Origin of the sequence: Nocardioides bruguierae, from assembly GCF_023554635.1 — a bacterium.
GTDB lineage: Bacteria > Actinomycetota > Actinomycetes > Propionibacteriales > Nocardioidaceae > Nocardioides > Nocardioides bruguierae.
Window position 1 is genome coordinate 1 of sequence record NZ_JAMJPH010000038.1, and the last position, 16147, is coordinate 16147.

At 70.6% G+C, this 16147-nt stretch carries 13 protein-coding genes; 8 read left to right on the forward strand and 5 right to left on the reverse strand.

Annotated elements, in window-relative coordinates:
* Positions 1-727: 727 nt before the first annotated feature.
* Positions 728-2185: a sugar transferase gene (locus M8316_RS19540; protein WP_250057512.1), complete on the reverse strand. Its 1458-nt coding sequence runs from the start codon at positions 2183-2185 to the stop codon at positions 728-730.
* 509 nt (positions 2186-2694) lie between these two features.
* On the opposite strand from M8316_RS19540, the gene M8316_RS19545 reads away from it, so the two are divergent.
* The 5 genes from M8316_RS19545 to M8316_RS19565 all read left to right on the forward strand — a co-directional run bounded on the left by M8316_RS19545 (position 2695) and on the right by M8316_RS19565 (position 6317).
* Positions 2695-3027: a lycopene cyclase domain-containing protein gene (locus M8316_RS19545; RefSeq protein ID WP_250057514.1), complete on the forward strand. Its 333-nt coding sequence runs from the start codon at positions 2695-2697 to the stop codon at positions 3025-3027.
* Positions 3027-3353: a lycopene cyclase domain-containing protein gene (locus M8316_RS19550; protein WP_250057516.1), complete on the forward strand. Its 327-nt coding sequence runs from the start codon at positions 3027-3029 to the stop codon at positions 3351-3353. The genes M8316_RS19545 and M8316_RS19550 overlap by 1 nt, the downstream gene beginning before the upstream one ends.
* Complete coding sequence (locus M8316_RS19555) at positions 3350-4099, forward strand: class I SAM-dependent methyltransferase (protein ID WP_250057518.1); 750 nt, start codon at positions 3350-3352, stop codon at positions 4097-4099. The genes M8316_RS19550 and M8316_RS19555 overlap by 4 nt, the downstream gene beginning before the upstream one ends.
* Positions 4100-4203: 104 nt before the next feature.
* Positions 4204-5619, forward strand: coding sequence for an FAD-dependent oxidoreductase (locus M8316_RS19560; RefSeq protein WP_308196059.1), 1416 nt, complete (start codon positions 4204-4206; stop codon positions 5617-5619).
* 44 nt (positions 5620-5663) lie between these two features.
* Positions 5664-6317 carry a S1 family peptidase gene (locus M8316_RS19565; protein WP_272495582.1) on the forward strand — a complete coding sequence of 218 codons (654 nt, stop codon included), beginning with the start codon at positions 5664-5666 and terminating at the stop codon, positions 6315-6317.
* Between the two features lie 3 nt (positions 6318-6320).
* Here M8316_RS19565 and M8316_RS19570 read toward each other — a convergent pair whose 3' ends face one another.
* The 4 genes from M8316_RS19570 to idi all read right to left on the reverse strand — a co-directional run bounded on the left by M8316_RS19570 (position 6321) and on the right by idi (position 12271).
* Complete coding sequence (locus tag M8316_RS19570) at positions 6321-8843, reverse strand: DUF5914 domain-containing protein (protein WP_250057522.1); 2523 nt, start codon at positions 8841-8843, stop codon at positions 6321-6323.
* On the reverse strand, positions 8843-10375 hold the full coding sequence (locus M8316_RS19575; protein WP_250057524.1) for a phytoene desaturase family protein: 1533 nt from the start codon (positions 10373-10375) through the stop codon (positions 8843-8845). The genes M8316_RS19570 and M8316_RS19575 overlap by 1 nt, the downstream gene beginning before the upstream one ends.
* A gap of 46 nt (positions 10376-10421) precedes the next feature.
* Positions 10422-11516: a polyprenyl synthetase family protein gene (locus M8316_RS19580; protein WP_250057526.1), complete on the reverse strand. Its 1095-nt coding sequence runs from the start codon at positions 11514-11516 to the stop codon at positions 10422-10424.
* A 101-nt stretch (positions 11517-11617) separates the two neighbouring features.
* Entirely contained in the window at positions 11618-12271 is a 654-nt protein-coding gene (gene idi / locus M8316_RS19585; RefSeq protein ID WP_250057528.1) for an isopentenyl-diphosphate Delta-isomerase, read from the reverse strand.
* Between the two features lie 369 nt (positions 12272-12640).
* Here idi and M8316_RS19590 point away from each other — a divergent pair, with 369 nt between their 5' ends.
* The 3 genes from M8316_RS19590 (at position 12641) to M8316_RS19600 (ending at position 16096) form a co-directional block, all read left to right on the forward strand.
* The gene (locus tag M8316_RS19590) at positions 12641-12826 is read left to right on the forward strand and encodes a hypothetical protein (RefSeq protein ID WP_250057530.1); all 186 of its coding nucleotides are present in this window, start codon (positions 12641-12643) and stop codon (positions 12824-12826) included.
* An 846-nt stretch (positions 12827-13672) separates the two neighbouring features.
* Positions 13673-14728 (forward strand): hypothetical protein, encoded by a 1056-nt coding sequence (locus M8316_RS19595; protein ID WP_250057532.1) that lies wholly within the window; start codon positions 13673-13675, stop codon positions 14726-14728.
* 84 nt (positions 14729-14812) lie between these two features.
* On the forward strand, positions 14813-16096 hold the full coding sequence (locus M8316_RS19600) for an HNH endonuclease signature motif containing protein (RefSeq protein WP_250057534.1): 1284 nt from the start codon (positions 14813-14815) through the stop codon (positions 16094-16096).
* The last annotated feature ends 51 nt before the right edge of the window (positions 16097-16147 follow it).

The window sequence follows — 16147 nt, forward strand, 5'->3', positions numbered from 1 at the left end:
CGACTCCGCAACCGCGGCATCGACTCACTTCCCAGCGTTCGCACGCAGAAGACGGCAGACTGACACCACGCACCGGTGGCCCCATTTTCGACCGCCGGAACGGCTCCACTTTCGAGCGTCGTCGACAAGAGGGTTGGGCTCTGATCCGGGGGTTTATCGCGGACGGTGTCCCACAGCGGCAGGTCGCTCGGCAGTTGTCGATCCGACGCGGGAACGCGGCCCGATCTGCTCCGCGATCTCACCGACTCCGACCGCGCCTTCGGGTTCAGCGACGTTCTCGTCGAGGTCTGCGGTGACGGCTAGAAGGCGGCGTGACGACGAGGGCGAACATCGACGCAACCCTTCGCTCGTCCGGTGCTTGAGGAGGGACCTGTAGCCGAACCCCTGATCTGGCTCGGCGTCGTCAACGTGAGCGTTGATCCGCTGGTTGGCCTTGCGCAGCTCGGCGGCCTGGTCCGAGTGATGCCGGGCTTGATGCCGTCCTCGACACCGGCCTGGCGTAGCCACTTCGACAACGTCACTGGATGCACGCCGAAGTCGTGCGCGATCTGCTCGAGAGTCTCACCGAACCGCGACCCCCGGGCGACCCGGGTCACGCCCTTCTTGAACTCCTTGCGATACTTGCCAGCCACGGGAAAATGCTTTCGGCCGGGATCCTCGTCCTAGGCGATCCGGAAGTCCCCTCTTCGTTCAGCAGATCCGACCTATCATGGCGCCTACTCTCGCGTCAGTATGCGCCGCGGCTCGCTAAGACGGCTCCAAGCGTGCGGCAGAGGATGGCGATATCTTGGATCATCGACCAGTTGTCTACGTAGTAGAGGTCGAGGCGCATGGCCTCCTCTGCGGTTAGATCGTTGCGGCCAGACACCTGCCAGAGCCCGGTCATCCCTGGCCGCACGTGCAGCCGGCGGCTCATGGCACTGTCGTACAGGTCCACTTCTTTGCGGACCTGAGGTCGTGGCCCCACGAGGCTCATGTCCCCGAGGATGACGTTGAAAAGTTGAGGAAGCTCGTCAACTGAAAAGCGGCGCATCCAACTGCCTGGCTTGGTGATGCGGGGGTCGTCCTTCATCTTGAACAACAGGGCCGACTGGCCCATCTGCTTCTGCAGGTCAGCGACCAAAGCTTCCGCATTCACCACCATCGTGCGGAACTTGAAGCATTTGAACTCTTCGCCGTCCTTGCCGATGCGTGTTTGGCGGAACAGGACGGGCCCTCGGTCGAACAGCCAGATCTGCAGAGATGCGAATGCGATCAGTGGAAGGAACGCCAGGATGAGGGCGGCGGAGCCGACGATGTCGAAGGTGCGCTTGCCCCAACGAGAAGCATCCGACCACGTGGGAGGGTCGATGTGCATGAGCGGCAGGCCGCCCACGGGGCGGATGCGAACCCGTTCGTTGGAGATGTCGGAGACGCTCGGCGCGACCACCACATCGATGTGATGCTTCTCCAACTCCCAGACGGTGCGTCGTAGCTGGGACGACGACCCCACCGACCCACCGGCGAAGAAAAGGGCGTCTGCCTGCGCGTCCATCGCCATGGCGGCGGCTTCGTTGGCGTTCCCGACGATCGGAAGCCCCATCGGCGTCTCCTCCGACAGGTCCCATTCCGGGGTGAGGGCGCCGACCACTTGGTAGCCGAGCCACTTCTCTCGTCGGAGAACCGAGAAGGTCTCATCGACGTGGGCTCGCGTGCCTACGAGGAGGACACGTTGTCTTAGCGCTCCTCGGACGCGTGCGGCGTGGAGGGCGCGGCGCAGTGACCATCGCCCCATGAGAAGCAGTGGCACACCGAGGGCGAAAGCCAGGACAAAGAAGCCCCGCGAGAGATCGAACTTCGCGAGGTAGGACACCACACCGGTGAGGCCAGCGGCGATGAGGCTGCCGTTGAGCACGCGCTTGAACTCGTCCAGGCCAGCGCCGAAAACATCCTTGCGGTAGCCGCCGTTCAATGCCACCGCGAGGAGCCAACCGAACAAGATCAGAGGGCCGGCGATCACCAGCGACATCTCGACCGATGCGGGCTCGCCGAAGAGCGGAAGCTCGCGGCGCCCGGTTACGGCCAACGCCCCGATCAGCACGATGATCGTTGCGTCGATGATCAACGCCGAGGTCGGCAGGTAGCGGAGCATCCGGCTCGGAGCAGAGACGGAACTCAGACGTCGGTTGTCCGACAGGATGGTCATGCAGTCGATCCCCATGTGTGGCAGGTGGCTGCTCGGCTGAGTGATGCGACGGTGCAGACCTGTCCCGAGCCCACGGTTCCTTCGTGTCCGAGGACATCAGGCTCCGCTAAGGCGGACTTTACGTCCGTGGCGGCGTCCTGCGCATCCTGGGACGTGACAGTCAGGTTAAGAGGCTGTGTGCGGTGGTGGGGGGTATTCAGCGGAATCGGTGCCAAGAGGTGGTCGCGCACCCCGACGCGGTGGTCTCGACGTGCGTTCCTTGCTGGCGCTCGTCGCTGCTCGACCATCGGTTGCCGACTCGCGACTGAATGAGTTCTGGCTCGAAGCCCTTAGACCGGTGCGGGGGTCTCGAGGCTCGGCCGGGGACGGCCTCGCACCTCGACCACCGACGGGCCTGGATCTCGCGACGGCCGTAACCGGCCTCCTCGATCAACGGCCACCGCGGGACAGGCCCGCTCCCACCGGATTGGGTGGGGTGGGGAGCGGTGCCCCCACGGCAGGCTGGCCGCGTGCAGCACTACGAGTACCTGATCCTCATGGGGCTGTGTCTGGCGATTACGCTGCCGCTCGAGTTCGTGCTCAGCGCCCGCGTCTGGCGCCGGCCGAAGCTGTTGCTTATGGCCCTGATTCCGCTGGTCATCGCGTACTCCGTGTGGGACGTCGTCATGATCGCGCTCGGGTCGTGGGGGTACTCGGAGCAGCACACCACCGGCGTCCTGCTGCCCTTCGAGATGCCCCTGGAGGAGCTCGCTTTCTTCGTCGTCGTACCGATCTGCGGGCTGCTGACCTACGAGGCCGTCGGCAACGTGTTGCGGATGCTGCCGCGGCGGGCCGACCGCTGATGGGGGTCTACACAGCCACCGCGCTGGCATCGCTGGCGATCGTCGTCGGCCTGGAGCTGCTGGTGCTGCGGACCGGGATCTTCCGAACTACTCAGTACTGGGTGGCGATGGCGATCGTGATGGCGTTCCAGGTGCCCGTGGACGGGTGGCTGACGAAGCTCTCCGACCCGATCGTGCTCTACAACCCCGACCACATGACCGGGTGGCGGGTGCCGTGGGACATCCCCGTCGAGGACTTCGTCTTCGGGTTCGCGATGGTCACCCTCGCGCTGATGCTGTGGGTTCGTTTCGGCCGCGACCAGACCAGAAACAAGGAGCACGCATGAGCACCGACACGCGGCCGACGATCAACGCAGGCACCGTGCCCGATGCCTTCGACGACGTCGCGGAGACCTACGACCTGATGGTTGGGCTCAGCCCCGGCTACCACGCGCAGGTGCGGGCGTCGGCTCGCGCCGTGGTCGAGGCGCTGCCGACCACGCCCGGTCGCCGGTCGCGAGTGCTCGACCTCGGCTGCGGGTCCGGCGCCTCGACACTGGCCCTGGTGTCCGCCCTCGACGAGGCGGGCATCGACGCCGAGGTCGTCGGCGTGGATGGCTCTGCCGGGATGCTCCGCTCCGCCTCGTCCAAGCCTGCCCTGCGCCGCGTCGCCTTCGCACAGGCGGACGCCGAGCTCCTGACCTCCTCTGAGCTCGGGTCCTTCGACGGAGTGCTGACCGCCTACCTGTTCCGCAACGTGGCCGCGCGCGACCGCCTGATCGGGGAGATCCGCGAGGTGCTCGCGCCGGGTGGCGTGCTCGTCGTGCACGACTACTCCGTGCGCGACAGCCTGGCTTCCCGATGGGCCTGGCACGCGACGTGCTGGGGCGTGATCATCCCGCTGGGGATGGCGACGGCGCCGCGGTCGCCGATCTACCGCTACCTGTGGCGCAGCGTGCTGGCGTTCGACGGGGTCCGCGGGTTCGCCGACCGGCTGTGGCGTGGCGGCCTGACCGAGGTCGAGATCCGGACCGTCAGCGGCTGGCAGGCCGGGCAGGTGCACGCGTGGCGTGCGCGGAGGGCGTCGGCGTGAGGTCGCCGTTCTCGTCTTCGTCGTCGTGGCTTCCGGGGCGGGACTCGCGGGCTGAGTTCATCCCGGGGCATCCGGGGGCGCCGTCAGACGAGGGGCGGCACCACGTGGCCGTGGTGGGCGGTGGGATCGCGGGGCTGTCGGCTGCGTGCGTCCTGGCGGAGAAGGGTGTGCGGGTCACGCTGCTCGAGGCGACCGACCGGCTCGGTGGCCGCGTGGCGTCGTGGCCGGTGACCGTGGACGGGCAGGAGACCGCGATGAGCCGCGGGTTCCACGCGTTCTTCCGGCAGTACTACAACCTGCGGGCGCTGTTGCGGCGGACTGACCCGGACCTGTCGCGACTGAAGCCGGTCGAGGACTACCCCCTGCTGGCGGCGTCGGGGGCACGGGACTCGTTCACGCACGTGCCGCGGACTCCGCCGTGGAGCATCCTCGGGTTCGTGGCGCAGTCGCCGTCGTTCACGCTGCGAGATCTCGCGAAGGTGAACGTGCGCGAGGCGATGGGGCTGCTGCGGGTGTCGTTCCCGCAAACCTTCTCCGACCTCGATGGAGTATCGGCCTCGTCGTTCCTGGATTCCCTGAACTTCCCAGAGTCTGCGCGGCACCTGGCGCTGGAGGTGTTCGCGCGGTCGTTCTTCGCCGACCCCGACGACTTCTCGGCCGGCGAGCTGGTCGCGATGTTCCACACCTACTTCCTCGGGTCGGCCGAGGGGCTGTTGTTCGACGTGGCAGTCGATGACTTCGATACGGCGTTGTGGCAGCCGCTGGGTGCCTACCTTTCTTCGCTCGGGGTGGATATCCAGGTGTCGTCACCGGTGGATGCTTTGTCCGAGCTACCTTCTGGCGGCTTGCGTGTCGAGGGCGTTGCTTCTGTTGACGTGGATGCTGTCGTGCTCGCGACGGATCGGGCTCCGCTGCAGCGCTTGGTGACTGCGTCGCCGTGGTTGGGGGATGCCGCCTGGCGTTCGCGGCTGCTCGGGCTCGAGACCGCGCCGCCATTCGTCGTGTGGCGGCGGTGGTTGTCGTGCCCGGCGCCGGCTGATGCTGCGGCGTTCCTCGGCACGTCCGGGTTCGGGCCGCTCGACAACGTGTCGTTCTTGGAGCAGCTGGAGTCCGGGGCGGCTGAGTGGGCCTCGTCGACCGGTGGGTGCGTCGTGGAGATGCACGCGTACGCAGTGCCGGCTGCGGATGTCGCTGATTCTGGGCAGCTGCAGAAGGTCCTCTGGGAGGAGCTGCTGCGGATTCATCCCTCCCTCGGTGCCGGTGAGGTGCTGGGGGAGGAGTGGCTCGTTCAAGACGACTGCCCGCTCGTGGGGCTGGATGAGTGGGCTTCGCGGCCTGGGGTGGTGACACCGGATGAGCGGGTGGTGCTTGCCGGCGATGGGGTGCGGTGTGAGCTGCCGGTTGCGCTGATGGAGCGCGCGGCGACTACTGGCGGGCAAGCGGCCAATGCCCTGCTTAAGGTCTTCTTCGTTGCAGGGAATCTGATTCAATCCGTGCCAGTCAGAAATTCTGCACTTTAAGCGACGAGCAGTATTTTATGGCAATGAAATGCGTTAGGAGAAGGATGTTTAACTGTATCCCCATATTAGTCGAAAGTTGTGGGGCTTTGAGTGGCGGTTCGGCCTTCCTCGTGAAGGACGGCGAGACGGTCGCTTTGGTGACGGCTGCCCACGTTGCTCCGCGCGCTCAGCCGACGGATGCATGGGCGAGCTGGCCCAAGTCCGTTACTGCCCGTCTGCCGAGTGGCGGTCAGGTAGAACTAATTCTTTTTGAAGATCGGAATCTTTCCTCGGGTGGGACCGCTTGGTCTCCGGCATTTCTTTGGCGGCCGACTGGCCGGGGGGATGGGTCTATAGAAGATATTTTAATCCTCAATGGAGGGGTGAATTTTGAGGCAATAGAATCACTGGCATCCGAATATCCAGTATTTGAGCTGCCCGAGAATCTAGTCCTGAACAGCTCCTCCCCGTTGAGAATTTTTGGCTATCCGGTGGACGTGGATATGTGGCCGGAGGAGGTCGAGGTTGAAGGACGTTTTATTCGGGTCAACGGTCGGATGATTGAGGCTGACCTGATCTCACGCGAGGGGCATTCGGGTGGCCCTTGCCTCGATGATCGAGGGAACTTGGTGGGAATGATCATCGGGTCGAATCAGGATCATGAGGCGGCCGCTCGGATCGTTCCCGCTACCGAGATCACGTCGTTGCTTAAGCCTTGAGTCTCAGGAGAAGCCGGAGCTGACCGTTTCCTGGCCTCGCGATCGGAGGAGGTAGGAACGCTCGGCGTAGGTCATGTCGTCGACCCAGAGCTTGCGGGCGGTGTGGCGCATGCCGGGCTGGACGAAGCGGCTGAGTCTGGTGGCGAGGCGGAAGCCGTTGCGGTCGGAGTGGGCGATGGTGGCCTCGACCATCATGGTGCGGGGGTGGCCGTCGGGGCCGGGTCCGAGCGGGGTCGCGTGGGTCTCCACCACGCTGCCGGCGCCCTCGCCCTCGATGATCGTCATGACGATCGTGCGGGCGTCCGGGCAGGTGAACTCCGCGCGGACCGGGACGCCCCAGCGGCGGGACAGCCGGAAGGTGACGTCGACGGTGAGGGTCTCGTCGTCGCTGGCGGCGTCGTCGACCTCGAGGTGGCTGAAGGCGTAGGGGTGGAACCAGCTGCCGTGCCAGGGGTCCAGTCGGTTGGCGATGATGTCGCGGGGTTCGCAGGTGCCCGGGACCTCGATGACTGCGCTGATGGAGCCGGTGAGTGCTGGGCGCGGGGTGATGGTGGGGGCGCTCGCGGTCTGCTCGCCGGCGGTCGGGATCTGGACCCACAGGAGCACGCCGTCGTCCAGGGCCTTGAAGGGTGTCCAGCCGGGCTGGCCCTCGGGCTGGAGGCTGAGTCCGTGCCACTTGCAGTAGAGCTTCTCGCCCATGACCTCGCAGTCGGTGAGCAAGGCCCCGAGGTGGGGGCAGGCGCCGGGGCCGGCGACCACGCCGTCCTGGGTGCGCCACAGCACGACCTCCGTGCCGCCGATCGTGCGCGTGATGCTCTTCTGCTTGAGGTCCGTCGAGGCGCCTGCGACGTACCAGCCGCCGGGGTCCTTCGCGAGCGCTGCATCGAGGGCGGCCTTGATGCGGCTTGGCTTGGCCTCGCGCCAGCTGGGCTGGAGGTCGCGGCGTGCCGGCATGGGCTTCAGCGCGAGCGGGATCTTTCTCGCTAGGAGTGGGGGGAGGGCGTTGTCCCTCGATGTTGCGTGGGTGCGGGGGTCTCGTGGCTCGTCGCTGGCGCTCCTCGCACCTCGACCACCGGTGGGGTCGCTGGCGCTCCTCGTACCTCGACCGCCGGTGGGGTCGGGGGCTCTCCTCGCACCTCGACCACCGTCTTCGGCCTTGGTCTCGCGACGGCCGTGGACGGCCTCCTCGACCAGCGGCGTCCGGCCGTCGGTGGGTGCCTGGGTGCGGGGGTCTCGTGGCTCGTCGCTGGCGCTCCTCGCACCTCGACCACCGGTGGGGTCGCTGGCGCTCCTCGCACCTCGACCACCGGTGGGGGCGGCCTCCTCGACCAGCGGTCGGCGGCGGCGTCCTGCGGGGGTCATGGTGGCGGCGGAGGCGGCGATGGCCACGCCGCCCAGGGCGGCTCCCGCGACTGCGGCCTTGCGCCAGGTGGGGACGCGGGCGCGGCGGGCGAAGACGTCGTAGTCGGCCATCTCGATCCGCTCGAGGATGCCGGCGTAGAGGGTCTTGGCGGTGGCGACGCAGCGGCGGGAGGCGTCGGGGAGGAAGGCCAGGCCCGGCTCCGCCTGCGCGTACAGCTCGCGGTTGCGGGCGATCTCGAAGCGCATCAGCGCCCGCCAGGCGGGGTCGGCGGTGCGGTTGAACGGGTCCGCGCCGAAGCGGTCGATGTCTTCCTGGGGCAGGTAGACGCGGCCGCGGTCGAGGTCCTCGTCCACGTCACGCAGGAAGTTCGTGAGCTGGAACGCGTGCCCCAGCGCCCGGGCCGGCGCCAGCGCGCGCTCGGAGGTGGGCCGCAGCACCGGGAGCATCATCTCGCCGATCACCGCGGCCGAGCCCTCCATGTAGCCCATGAGGTCGTCCCAGGTGCGGTACCGGGTGGTGGTGAGGTCCTGCGCCATCGCGCGGAAGAAGCGGTCGAAGCACTCCAGGTCGATGCCGGTGGCGCGGACGCTGTCTCCTACTGCGAGGAGCACCGGGTCGTCGGACTCGCCAGTGGCCACCGACGCGGCGAAGCGGTCGCGGAAGTCGGCCAGGCGTGCCTCGATCTCGGCGGCCTGCTCGGGCGTGGTGGCCTGGGCGGCGGGGGAGGAGTCCTCCGCCACGTCCACGATGTCGTCCGCCAGCCGGCACAGGGCGTAGACCGCGTGCACGTGGCGGCGCTGGGGTCGCGGGAGGATCGCCGCGCCCCAGAAGTACGTCGTGCCGTACTCCCTCGTGAGCTCGGCGCAGCGGCGGTAGCCGTCGGTGAGGCGGAGCTCGCGGGTGCGGGGGTCTCGACCAGCGGTGGGGCCTTGGTCTCGCGACAGGACTTCGTCCTTCCTCGACCAGCGGCCCGGCAGGACTTCGTCCTTCCTCGACCAGCGGCCCGGCAGGACTTCGTCCTTCCTCGACCAGCGGCCCGGCAGGACTTCGTCCTTCCTCGACCTGCGGTGGGGGAGGGCGGGGACGGTGCGGGGGTCTCGTGGCTCGTCGCTGGCGCTCCTCGCACCTCGACCACCGGTGGGGTCCAGCGGGAACAGGCTCATCAGGCCGCGCCTTCCGTGGTGGTGATGCGGGGTTGGCGGCGGGGGACCGTCGGGAGGTAGGAGGTGACCCGCTCCGCGGCCAGGCGGCCGGAGACGAGGACCATGGGGACGCCGACACCGGGCACGGTGCCGGAGCCGGCGAAGAAGAAGCCGGGCAGTCGCTTCTCCACGTTGGAGGGGCGGAAGGGGCCGGTCTGGGCGAAGGTGTGGGCCAGCGCGAACGGGGTGCCGCGCTCCATGCCCTGCGCCTGCCAGTCGAGCGGGTCGACGAGCTCCTCGGTGACGATGTCGGTCGGGTAGCCCTCCCGCTCGAGGAAGGCCAGCAGCTCCTCGCGGGTGCGGCCGCGCTGGGAGCGCCAGTCGACCACCCCGTCCAGGTTCGGCGCCGGCTCCAGCACGTAGAGGGTGTGCGCGCCGTCGGGGGCGGCCGTGGGGTCGGTGAGGCTCGGGATCGTCACCAGGCGCGAGGGGTCCGGCATCATCCGGCCCTGCTTGATGAGGGCGTCGAAGGAGGAGTCCCAGGCGTCGGCGAAGTGGATGTTGTGGTGCCGCGCCCCGGCGGGCAGGTCACCGCGGGCGCCGACGTGCCACACCACGGCCGAGGGGGAGTAGTCGCCCGTGCGGACGACGCGGGGCGGCGCGAGGTCGGGCAGCAGGTGCCGGTAGGCGACCGGGAGGTCGAGGGTGCAGACGACCGCGTCGGCCATGAGCTTCTCGCTGCCCTTGATCGGCCCGGCGTCGATCTCCACACCGGCCACGGGGCCGTCGGGGCGGCGCAGGACCCGGGTGACCTTCTGGCCCAGGCGCAGGTCGACGCCGTTGTCGGTGGCCGCCTTCGCGAGCGCGTGGGGGACGGCCGCCATGCCGCCGTCCGGGAAGTAGACCCCCTCGATGCAGTCCATGTACGTGATCACCGCGTAGATGGCGAGCGCGGAGGACGGCGGGAGGCCGGCGTACATGGCCTGGAAGGTGAAGAGGCGACGCAGCCGGTCGTCGGTGAACCGGCGCTTCACGGCCGGCCCGAGGCGGCCGAAGCCACCCATCGTCACCAGGCTGGCGGCGGCGCGGGGGTTGCGGACGAGGTCGAGCGGGGTGTCGAAGTTGGCGTCGATGAAGTGCGGCATCTCGACCTCGTAGAGCCGCTTGAGCCACGGCACGAACCGGTCGAAGGCGGCGGCGTCGGCGGCGCCGGACTTCTCCGCGATCTCGGCGCGCATCGCCTCGTGGCCGTGCCGCACGAGGATCTCCGAGCCGTCGGAGTAGGTGGCTCGGTAGGCGGGGTCCAGCCGCTGCATCGGCAGCAGCGCGTCGAGGTCGCCGCCGGCGGCGCCCACGACGTCCTCGAGGAGGCTGCGCATGGTGAGCACGGTGGGTCCGGTGTCGAAGCGGAACCCGTCGCGCACGATCTGGCCGGCGCGGCCGCCGGGGGCGTCCTCGGCCTCGACGAGGGTCACGTCGTGGCCCGAGCCCGAGAGGTGGCAGGCGGTGGCGAGACCGGCGAGCCCGGCTCCGATGACGACGACGCGGCTCACGGGTGCTCCTCGATGACTGTCTTGTTCATGGTTCTCACTGCGCTGGTCACTTCTGTCGCCAGGCCACCGCGTCGGCGGCCCACCGCAGCCCCTGGACGCCGGCGGCGTCGAGGTGCTCGCAGCCCTCCACGGCCGCCAGGGCAGCGGCGTGGCTGGCGCGGACCTGCTCCTCGGCGCCCGCCCGCACCCCGAGCCGGTCCATCGCGGCCGCGGCGGCTTCGACGTCGCCGGGCTCGTGCTGCTGGGCGCGCACCCGCGTGAGCACGCGCTGCGCCGCCTCGTCCTGCTGGGCGCGGGCGTGTGCCTCCGCGCGGGCGAGCAGCACCGTGGCCTTGCCGGAGCGCAGGTCGTCGTGGGCGGGCTTGCCGGTGACGGCCGGGTCGCCCCACACCCCGAGCAGGTCGTCGCGCAGCGCGAACGCCTCGCCGAGGTGGCGGCCGTAGGTGCCCAGGGCACGCAGGACGCCGGCGTCGGCCCCGGCCGCGGTGGCGCCCAGCTCGAGGGGGCGCTGCACCGTGTACCCGCCGGACTTGGCGCGGGCGACCTCCCAGGCGCGGGCCTCCGCGTCGGGCCCGCCACCGGCGGCGGCCTCGGAGAGGTCGTGGGCCTGGCCGCGGACCAGCTCCAGGCTGGTGCGCCACCACAGGTGCCGCACCGCCTGCGGTAGCTCGGCGACGATCGCGTCGGCCTCCGCGTGGGCGAGGTCGCCGACGAGGGTGGCCACGGACTCGCCGTAGCGCTGGGAGTCGTCCCGGCCGCCGGCGTCCGCGTGGTGGGTGCGGGCCGTGACGTGCACGGCGGGGGCGCCGCGGCGGGTCTCGGAGCCGTCCATCACGTCGTCCTGCGCGAGGCCGAAGGCGTGCAGCAGCTCCAGGGCGGCGCCGAGGCGGACGGGGACGCTGGGGTCCTCGCCGCGCTGCGGCCCGCCGGCGGCCACCCAGCCCCAGTGGCACAGCAGCGGCCGGAACCGCTTGCCGCCGCCCAGCACCAGCGACTCCAGGAGGCCGGGCAGGTCGGCGTCGCCGAGCACGGGATCGGTGGTGCCGTCGGCCTCGCCGTGGTGCCACTCCGCCTGGAGGCGCTCGAGCCGCAGGCGGAGGAGGTCCTCCACGTCGGCGAGCACCGCGGCGGCGGGGCGCACGGGGCGCAGGGAGGGGGCTCGGCTGGGTGCCCCTGGATTGGACCGGGCTGGTGTGCCGGACTGCGGCTCGGGGCTCTGTGGCTCGGGGAGGGGCTGGGCGCTCATGCGGACTCCGGGAGGCTCGTACCTGCGCTGTCTGCGGTGGGTGCGACGCCGGTACCCGCGGGGGCGTCACCCGCGCGGGTGAGGGCGCCCAGCGTGGTGGCGCCGCGCGCCTCGAGCGCGGCGACCAGGCCCGGCACCTGGAGCGCCATCCACGGGCTCACGAGCGGGCGCGCGTGCGCGACGAGGTGCTGGGCTGTGGCCCACGGCACCCAGGCCAGCTCGGCGACCTCGGCGGGGTCGGGGGAGAGGGTGGCGCCGGCGGGCAGCCGCACCACGTGCACGGGGCAGACCTCGTTCTCCACCACGCCGCTCACGTCGACGGCGCGGTAGCGGAAGTCGGGCAGGACGGTGGTGAGCGGCTGCGCGCCGAGGTCGAGGCCGAGCTCCTCGTGGACGCGGCGGCGCGCCGCGTCCTGGGAGGACTCGCCGGGGCGCGGGTGGCCGCAGCAGGAGTTGGTCCAGACGCCCGGCCAGGCCGTCTTGCCCAGCGCGCGGCGGGTGAGCAGCAGCCGGTCCTCGGCGTCGACCACGTAGAGGGAGAACGCCAGGTGCAGGGGGGTGCCCGTCGTGTGGACCGTGGTGCGGTCGGTGGTGCCGATCGGCTGCCCCGCCTCGTCCAGGAGCACGACGGCGTCGCGCGGCTCGGGCATGGGTCACCTCGTGGCTGCTCTGGCTCTGGCCTGCTCGGAGAGTGGTGGGCCCGGACGACGCTGGCCGGACCCGAGGTGCTGCGCGTCGAACCTAGGCAGCGTGGCCGGGGCGGCTGCACACCCCGAGGGCTGTGCCGGAAAGGGTGGGCGCCAGGGCCGGACGACCCTGCTCCTCGTGATCCGGGCCACGCCTGTTCCTGGCTCGACTGGACGGGCGTTCCCCCGTCTGGGGTAAGTGCCCCGCGTGCGGCTCCGCGTGGGCGCCGTCGTCAATACGTTCCGACGTGCGCGAGCGGGCCGGCTGGCCGTGAGACTCCGGGCGGCCCGCTGCGCGATTTCTGTCCATGCACTTGAGGGGGAGGCCTCGTCGTGTTCAAGTACCTGTACCGCTCCGCCCGCTGCCGCTGGCGTCACGACGACCGGTGCCCGCACGACCCGCGCTACCACGGTCAGCCCGCGCACCGCAGCGACGGCGCCCGTCGGGCCGTGCCGGCTGGTCGACCCACGCCGCGTGCGGCCGAGCCGGCGCTGAGCCGGCAGTCGTCGGCGGCCTGAGGCCGGTTCATCCCGCCCTCCCCTCGCGGAGGGCTCCCTGGGGTCTGGACCGAGGTGGTCCGGACACCTTGGTAGTGCTGGCACTACCTCTGTTGGCGCCGTTGGTCCGCTTACCTCAGGTTCGCCTTGTCGTGGCCACCCTTGCGCGTACGTTCGTACAGGGCGCGAGCGGCGGTGTGGTCGAGACTCCGGCCGCCGCTCCGCCGTCAGCCACGACCCGGGCCCCAACCCGGAGCTGCATGGGGGGACACGATGCTCAAGCACGTCTACAGGAAGATCCGCTGCCTGCGGAAGTACGGGCGTGCCTGCCCGCACGACCCGAAGTACCACGGTCGGGAGCGGAGCTACCAGGTCGCTGGGCGGGACTGACCTTTCCTGCCCTGTCTGGCTCACCTCGGCCCGTCGATCGACCGTGATCGGCGGGCCGTGGTGCGTCTGGAGGCTCCTCCCCGTCAGGGGGAGGTGGCGCTGGCGCGAGTCTTTGCGTTCAGGTCTCGTGAAGACGCCCACTGTGTGACGACGTTCTCCTAGTCTGAGGAACGAGCGGAGGACGCGGCCCCGGGCACGGGGCCATGCCGCTCACGGGGGGAACGCGAGCCGAGGACGGGCCGAGGCGCCGGAGCTGTGCCACTGCGCGGGATCGTCAGCTCCTCCCGGTCGTCCGCGAACCGGTCGTCGCTCTGCAGCACGTATCCACGCCGGGGTCGACGGCGGCAGCCCGCTCACCGTCGAGCGCCAGGTCTGGACCTGCCCGACGACCTCGTCGGCACGCCTGCCAGGCCCCTCATGACTGACCTACGGTCGGGCCCTGCGGTGGGGCAGCCGCACTTCGACCTTGGAGGACCCGTGCACGTCTTCTCTCTTCGTCACTCGCTCGTCCTTGGACTGCTGGCCGTCGGGCTGCTGGTGGGTGGGCTGCTGGCTGCGCCCGCGCAGGCGGCCGACCCCACCACCGACGCGACCCAGAGCATCGACGTCGGGGACGTGCCCGACCCCGGGCTCGTCGGGCGGACGTGGGTGCCGAACCCGACGGCGACGTCGGGGTTGCCGGTCGTCGTCGGCCTGTTGAGCGACCCTGCCGGCCCGTGCGTCTCTCAGGACGGCGTCTACCGATTCGTCGGTACCGGGGAGTGCGCGTTCATCTTCCAGCAGAGCGGCAACGTCGATTGGGCATCCGCGCCCTTGGTGATCGCGACGTTCGACGTCGTGGCGGCGCCCACCAGGACCGTCGTGCAGATCCTCCCCGAGGAGATCCGCGTCAGTGTCCTGGACACCGGTGCCGGCAGCCCGCTCACCCCGGAGGGAACGGTCGACCTGGTCGTGAACGGGATCGACTCGGGCGCGCAGATCCTGACCGACGGAAGCGTGCACTTGGAGACCGCGCTGGATGCCGGGATGGAGCACACCGTCAGCGCCACCTACGTGCCGGCCGGGACCGACGATGACGAGGTCGACGTGACCCACCTCGCCTCGACCGGCAGCGACCACCGCAGCGACCCGGGCCTGCGGCTGCGCGTGCGCAGCACCCGCAAGCCCACCGCGTCGGGCTGGTACCGGTCCGTGGTGAAGGTCGTGCCGGTCTGCTGGCCGACCACCGCCGCGATTATCGGCGGCTGCCCCGCCGCCGTCCGCCTGGACGAGGACACCCGCGGCACCAAGGTCACCCAACGCATCGTCGCCAAGGACGGCGGCAAGGCTGTCGCGACCACGAAGGTGATCCGCATCGACACCACCGCGCCGAGCGTGCGGTTCAAGGGCCGTCGCTGCCGCGCCGGCGACGCGACGTCCGGCCTGCGCCGCTGCGTGGTGAAGAAGGTGCGCCGCGGCGGCAGCACCGTGCTCGTCGCCACGGCCGTGGACGAGGCGGGCAACAAGGCGGTCGCGCGCAAGCGCCTGGGCTGATCGAGGGTGGCCTGACCTCCCACCATCGAGGTGTCTCCCGCCGCTCGACGGTGACTGTCGGTGGTCTCTGGTGTCATGTCTTCTATGACGACGAGCAGGGCCGAGACGTGGACGACACCGGGTGACGCGCACCCGGTGTCGGCCGTGCTCGCCCAGCTGGACACGCTGGTGGCCGAGGGCCTCGCCACGTCGCTGCTGGGGCTCGACGAGGCGGCCGCGGCGGAGGCGCTGCAGGCCGTGACCGCCGTCGAGGCGCGTCTGGTGGCGCTGCGCTCGCGCATCACTGCCCAGGCCGAGGCGGTCGGCGTCGGCACCGAGAGCGGCACGCGGGACGCCGGCGCCTGGCTGGCCCACACGTCGCGACTGTCCGTGCGTGAGGCCCGGCGCCGGTCGCGGTTCGCGGCCTCGCTGGGGCGCTGGCACGGCGTGGCCGGGGCGCTGGCCGACGGCCACGTCAACGCCGAGCAGGCCGAGGTCGTCATGCGCGCCCTCGACCGCCTGCCGGGCGACCTCGACGAGGGCCTCGTGCGCCGGGCCGAGCGCCACCTCCTGGACGAGGCGCAGGACTTCGGCCCCCGCGAGCTGCGGGTCCTCGGCGACCGGCTGCTGCACGTGGTCGCACCCGAGATCGCCGAGGCCCACGACGCCAAGCTGCTCTCCGACCAGGAGCGCGCCGCGTGGGAGCGGGCCGACCTCTGGCTGGCCGACGACGGGCAGGGCTCCACCTACGGACGCTTCCGCATACCCTCCGCGCAGGGAGCCGCGCTGCGCAAGGCCCTGCACGCGCTCGCCGCGCCCGGGCAGAAGCTGCACGGCGACGAGCCCGCTGTTCGGGAGCCGGGCGCGTCCCAGCCGTACCGCTTCCGCATGGGGCAGGCGTTCTGCGAGCTGCTCGACCGTATCCCGGCCGACGCCCTGCCCGACGCCGGCGGCGCCAGCGCGACCGTGGTCGTCACCATGACTCTCGAGCAGCTGCTCGACCGCGACGGTGGCGCCGCCGCCACGCTCGACACCGGCGAGCGGCTCTCCGCCTCCGACGCCCGCCGCACCGCCTGCGAGGCCGGACTCGTGCCCGCCGTGCTCGGCGGCCACGGCCAGGTGCTCGACCTCGGACGCCAGCGGCGGCTCTTCTCCAAGGCCCAGCGGCTCGTCCTCCAGCGGCGCGACCGCGGCTGCACCGCCGACGGGTGCGACGCCCCGGCCGGGTTCTGCCACGCCCACCACGACCGACCGTGGTCACGCGGTGGACCCACCGACCTCGGCAACGGTCGGTTGCTGTGCGGGCACCACCACCGGCGCATCCACGACCCGGCCTACGACTCCGAGGTGGTCGCCGGGAACCAGGTGCGGTTCCACCGGAGGACGTAGGGGTGCCGTGCGTCCTCGACCTGCGGCGGCGGCTCCGGTGCGTGCTGGACC

Bases quoted from the DNA above. Each gene is read 5' to 3' on its own strand.
- M8316_RS19540 (WP_250057512.1), bottom strand. From the start codon at position 2,185: ATGACCATCCTGTCGGACAACCGACGTCTGAGTTCCGTCTCTGCTCCG.
- M8316_RS19550 (WP_250057516.1), top strand. From the start codon at position 3,027: ATGGGGGTCTACACAGCCACCGCGCTGGCATCGCTGGCGATCGTCGTC.
- M8316_RS19555 (WP_250057518.1), top strand. From the start codon at position 3,350: ATGAGCACCGACACGCGGCCGACGATCAACGCAGGCACCGTGCCCGAT.
- M8316_RS19565 (WP_272495582.1), top strand. From the start codon at position 5,664: ATGTTTAACTGTATCCCCATATTAGTCGAAAGTTGTGGGGCTTTGAGT.
- M8316_RS19570 (WP_250057522.1), bottom strand. From the start codon at position 8,843: ATGAGCCTGTTCCCGCTGGACCCCACCGGTGGTCGAGGTGCGAGGAGC.
- idi (WP_250057528.1), bottom strand. From the start codon at position 12,271: ATGCCCGAGCCGCGCGACGCCGTCGTGCTCCTGGACGAGGCGGGGCAG.
- M8316_RS19600 (WP_250057534.1), top strand. From the start codon at position 14,813: ATGACGACGAGCAGGGCCGAGACGTGGACGACACCGGGTGACGCGCAC.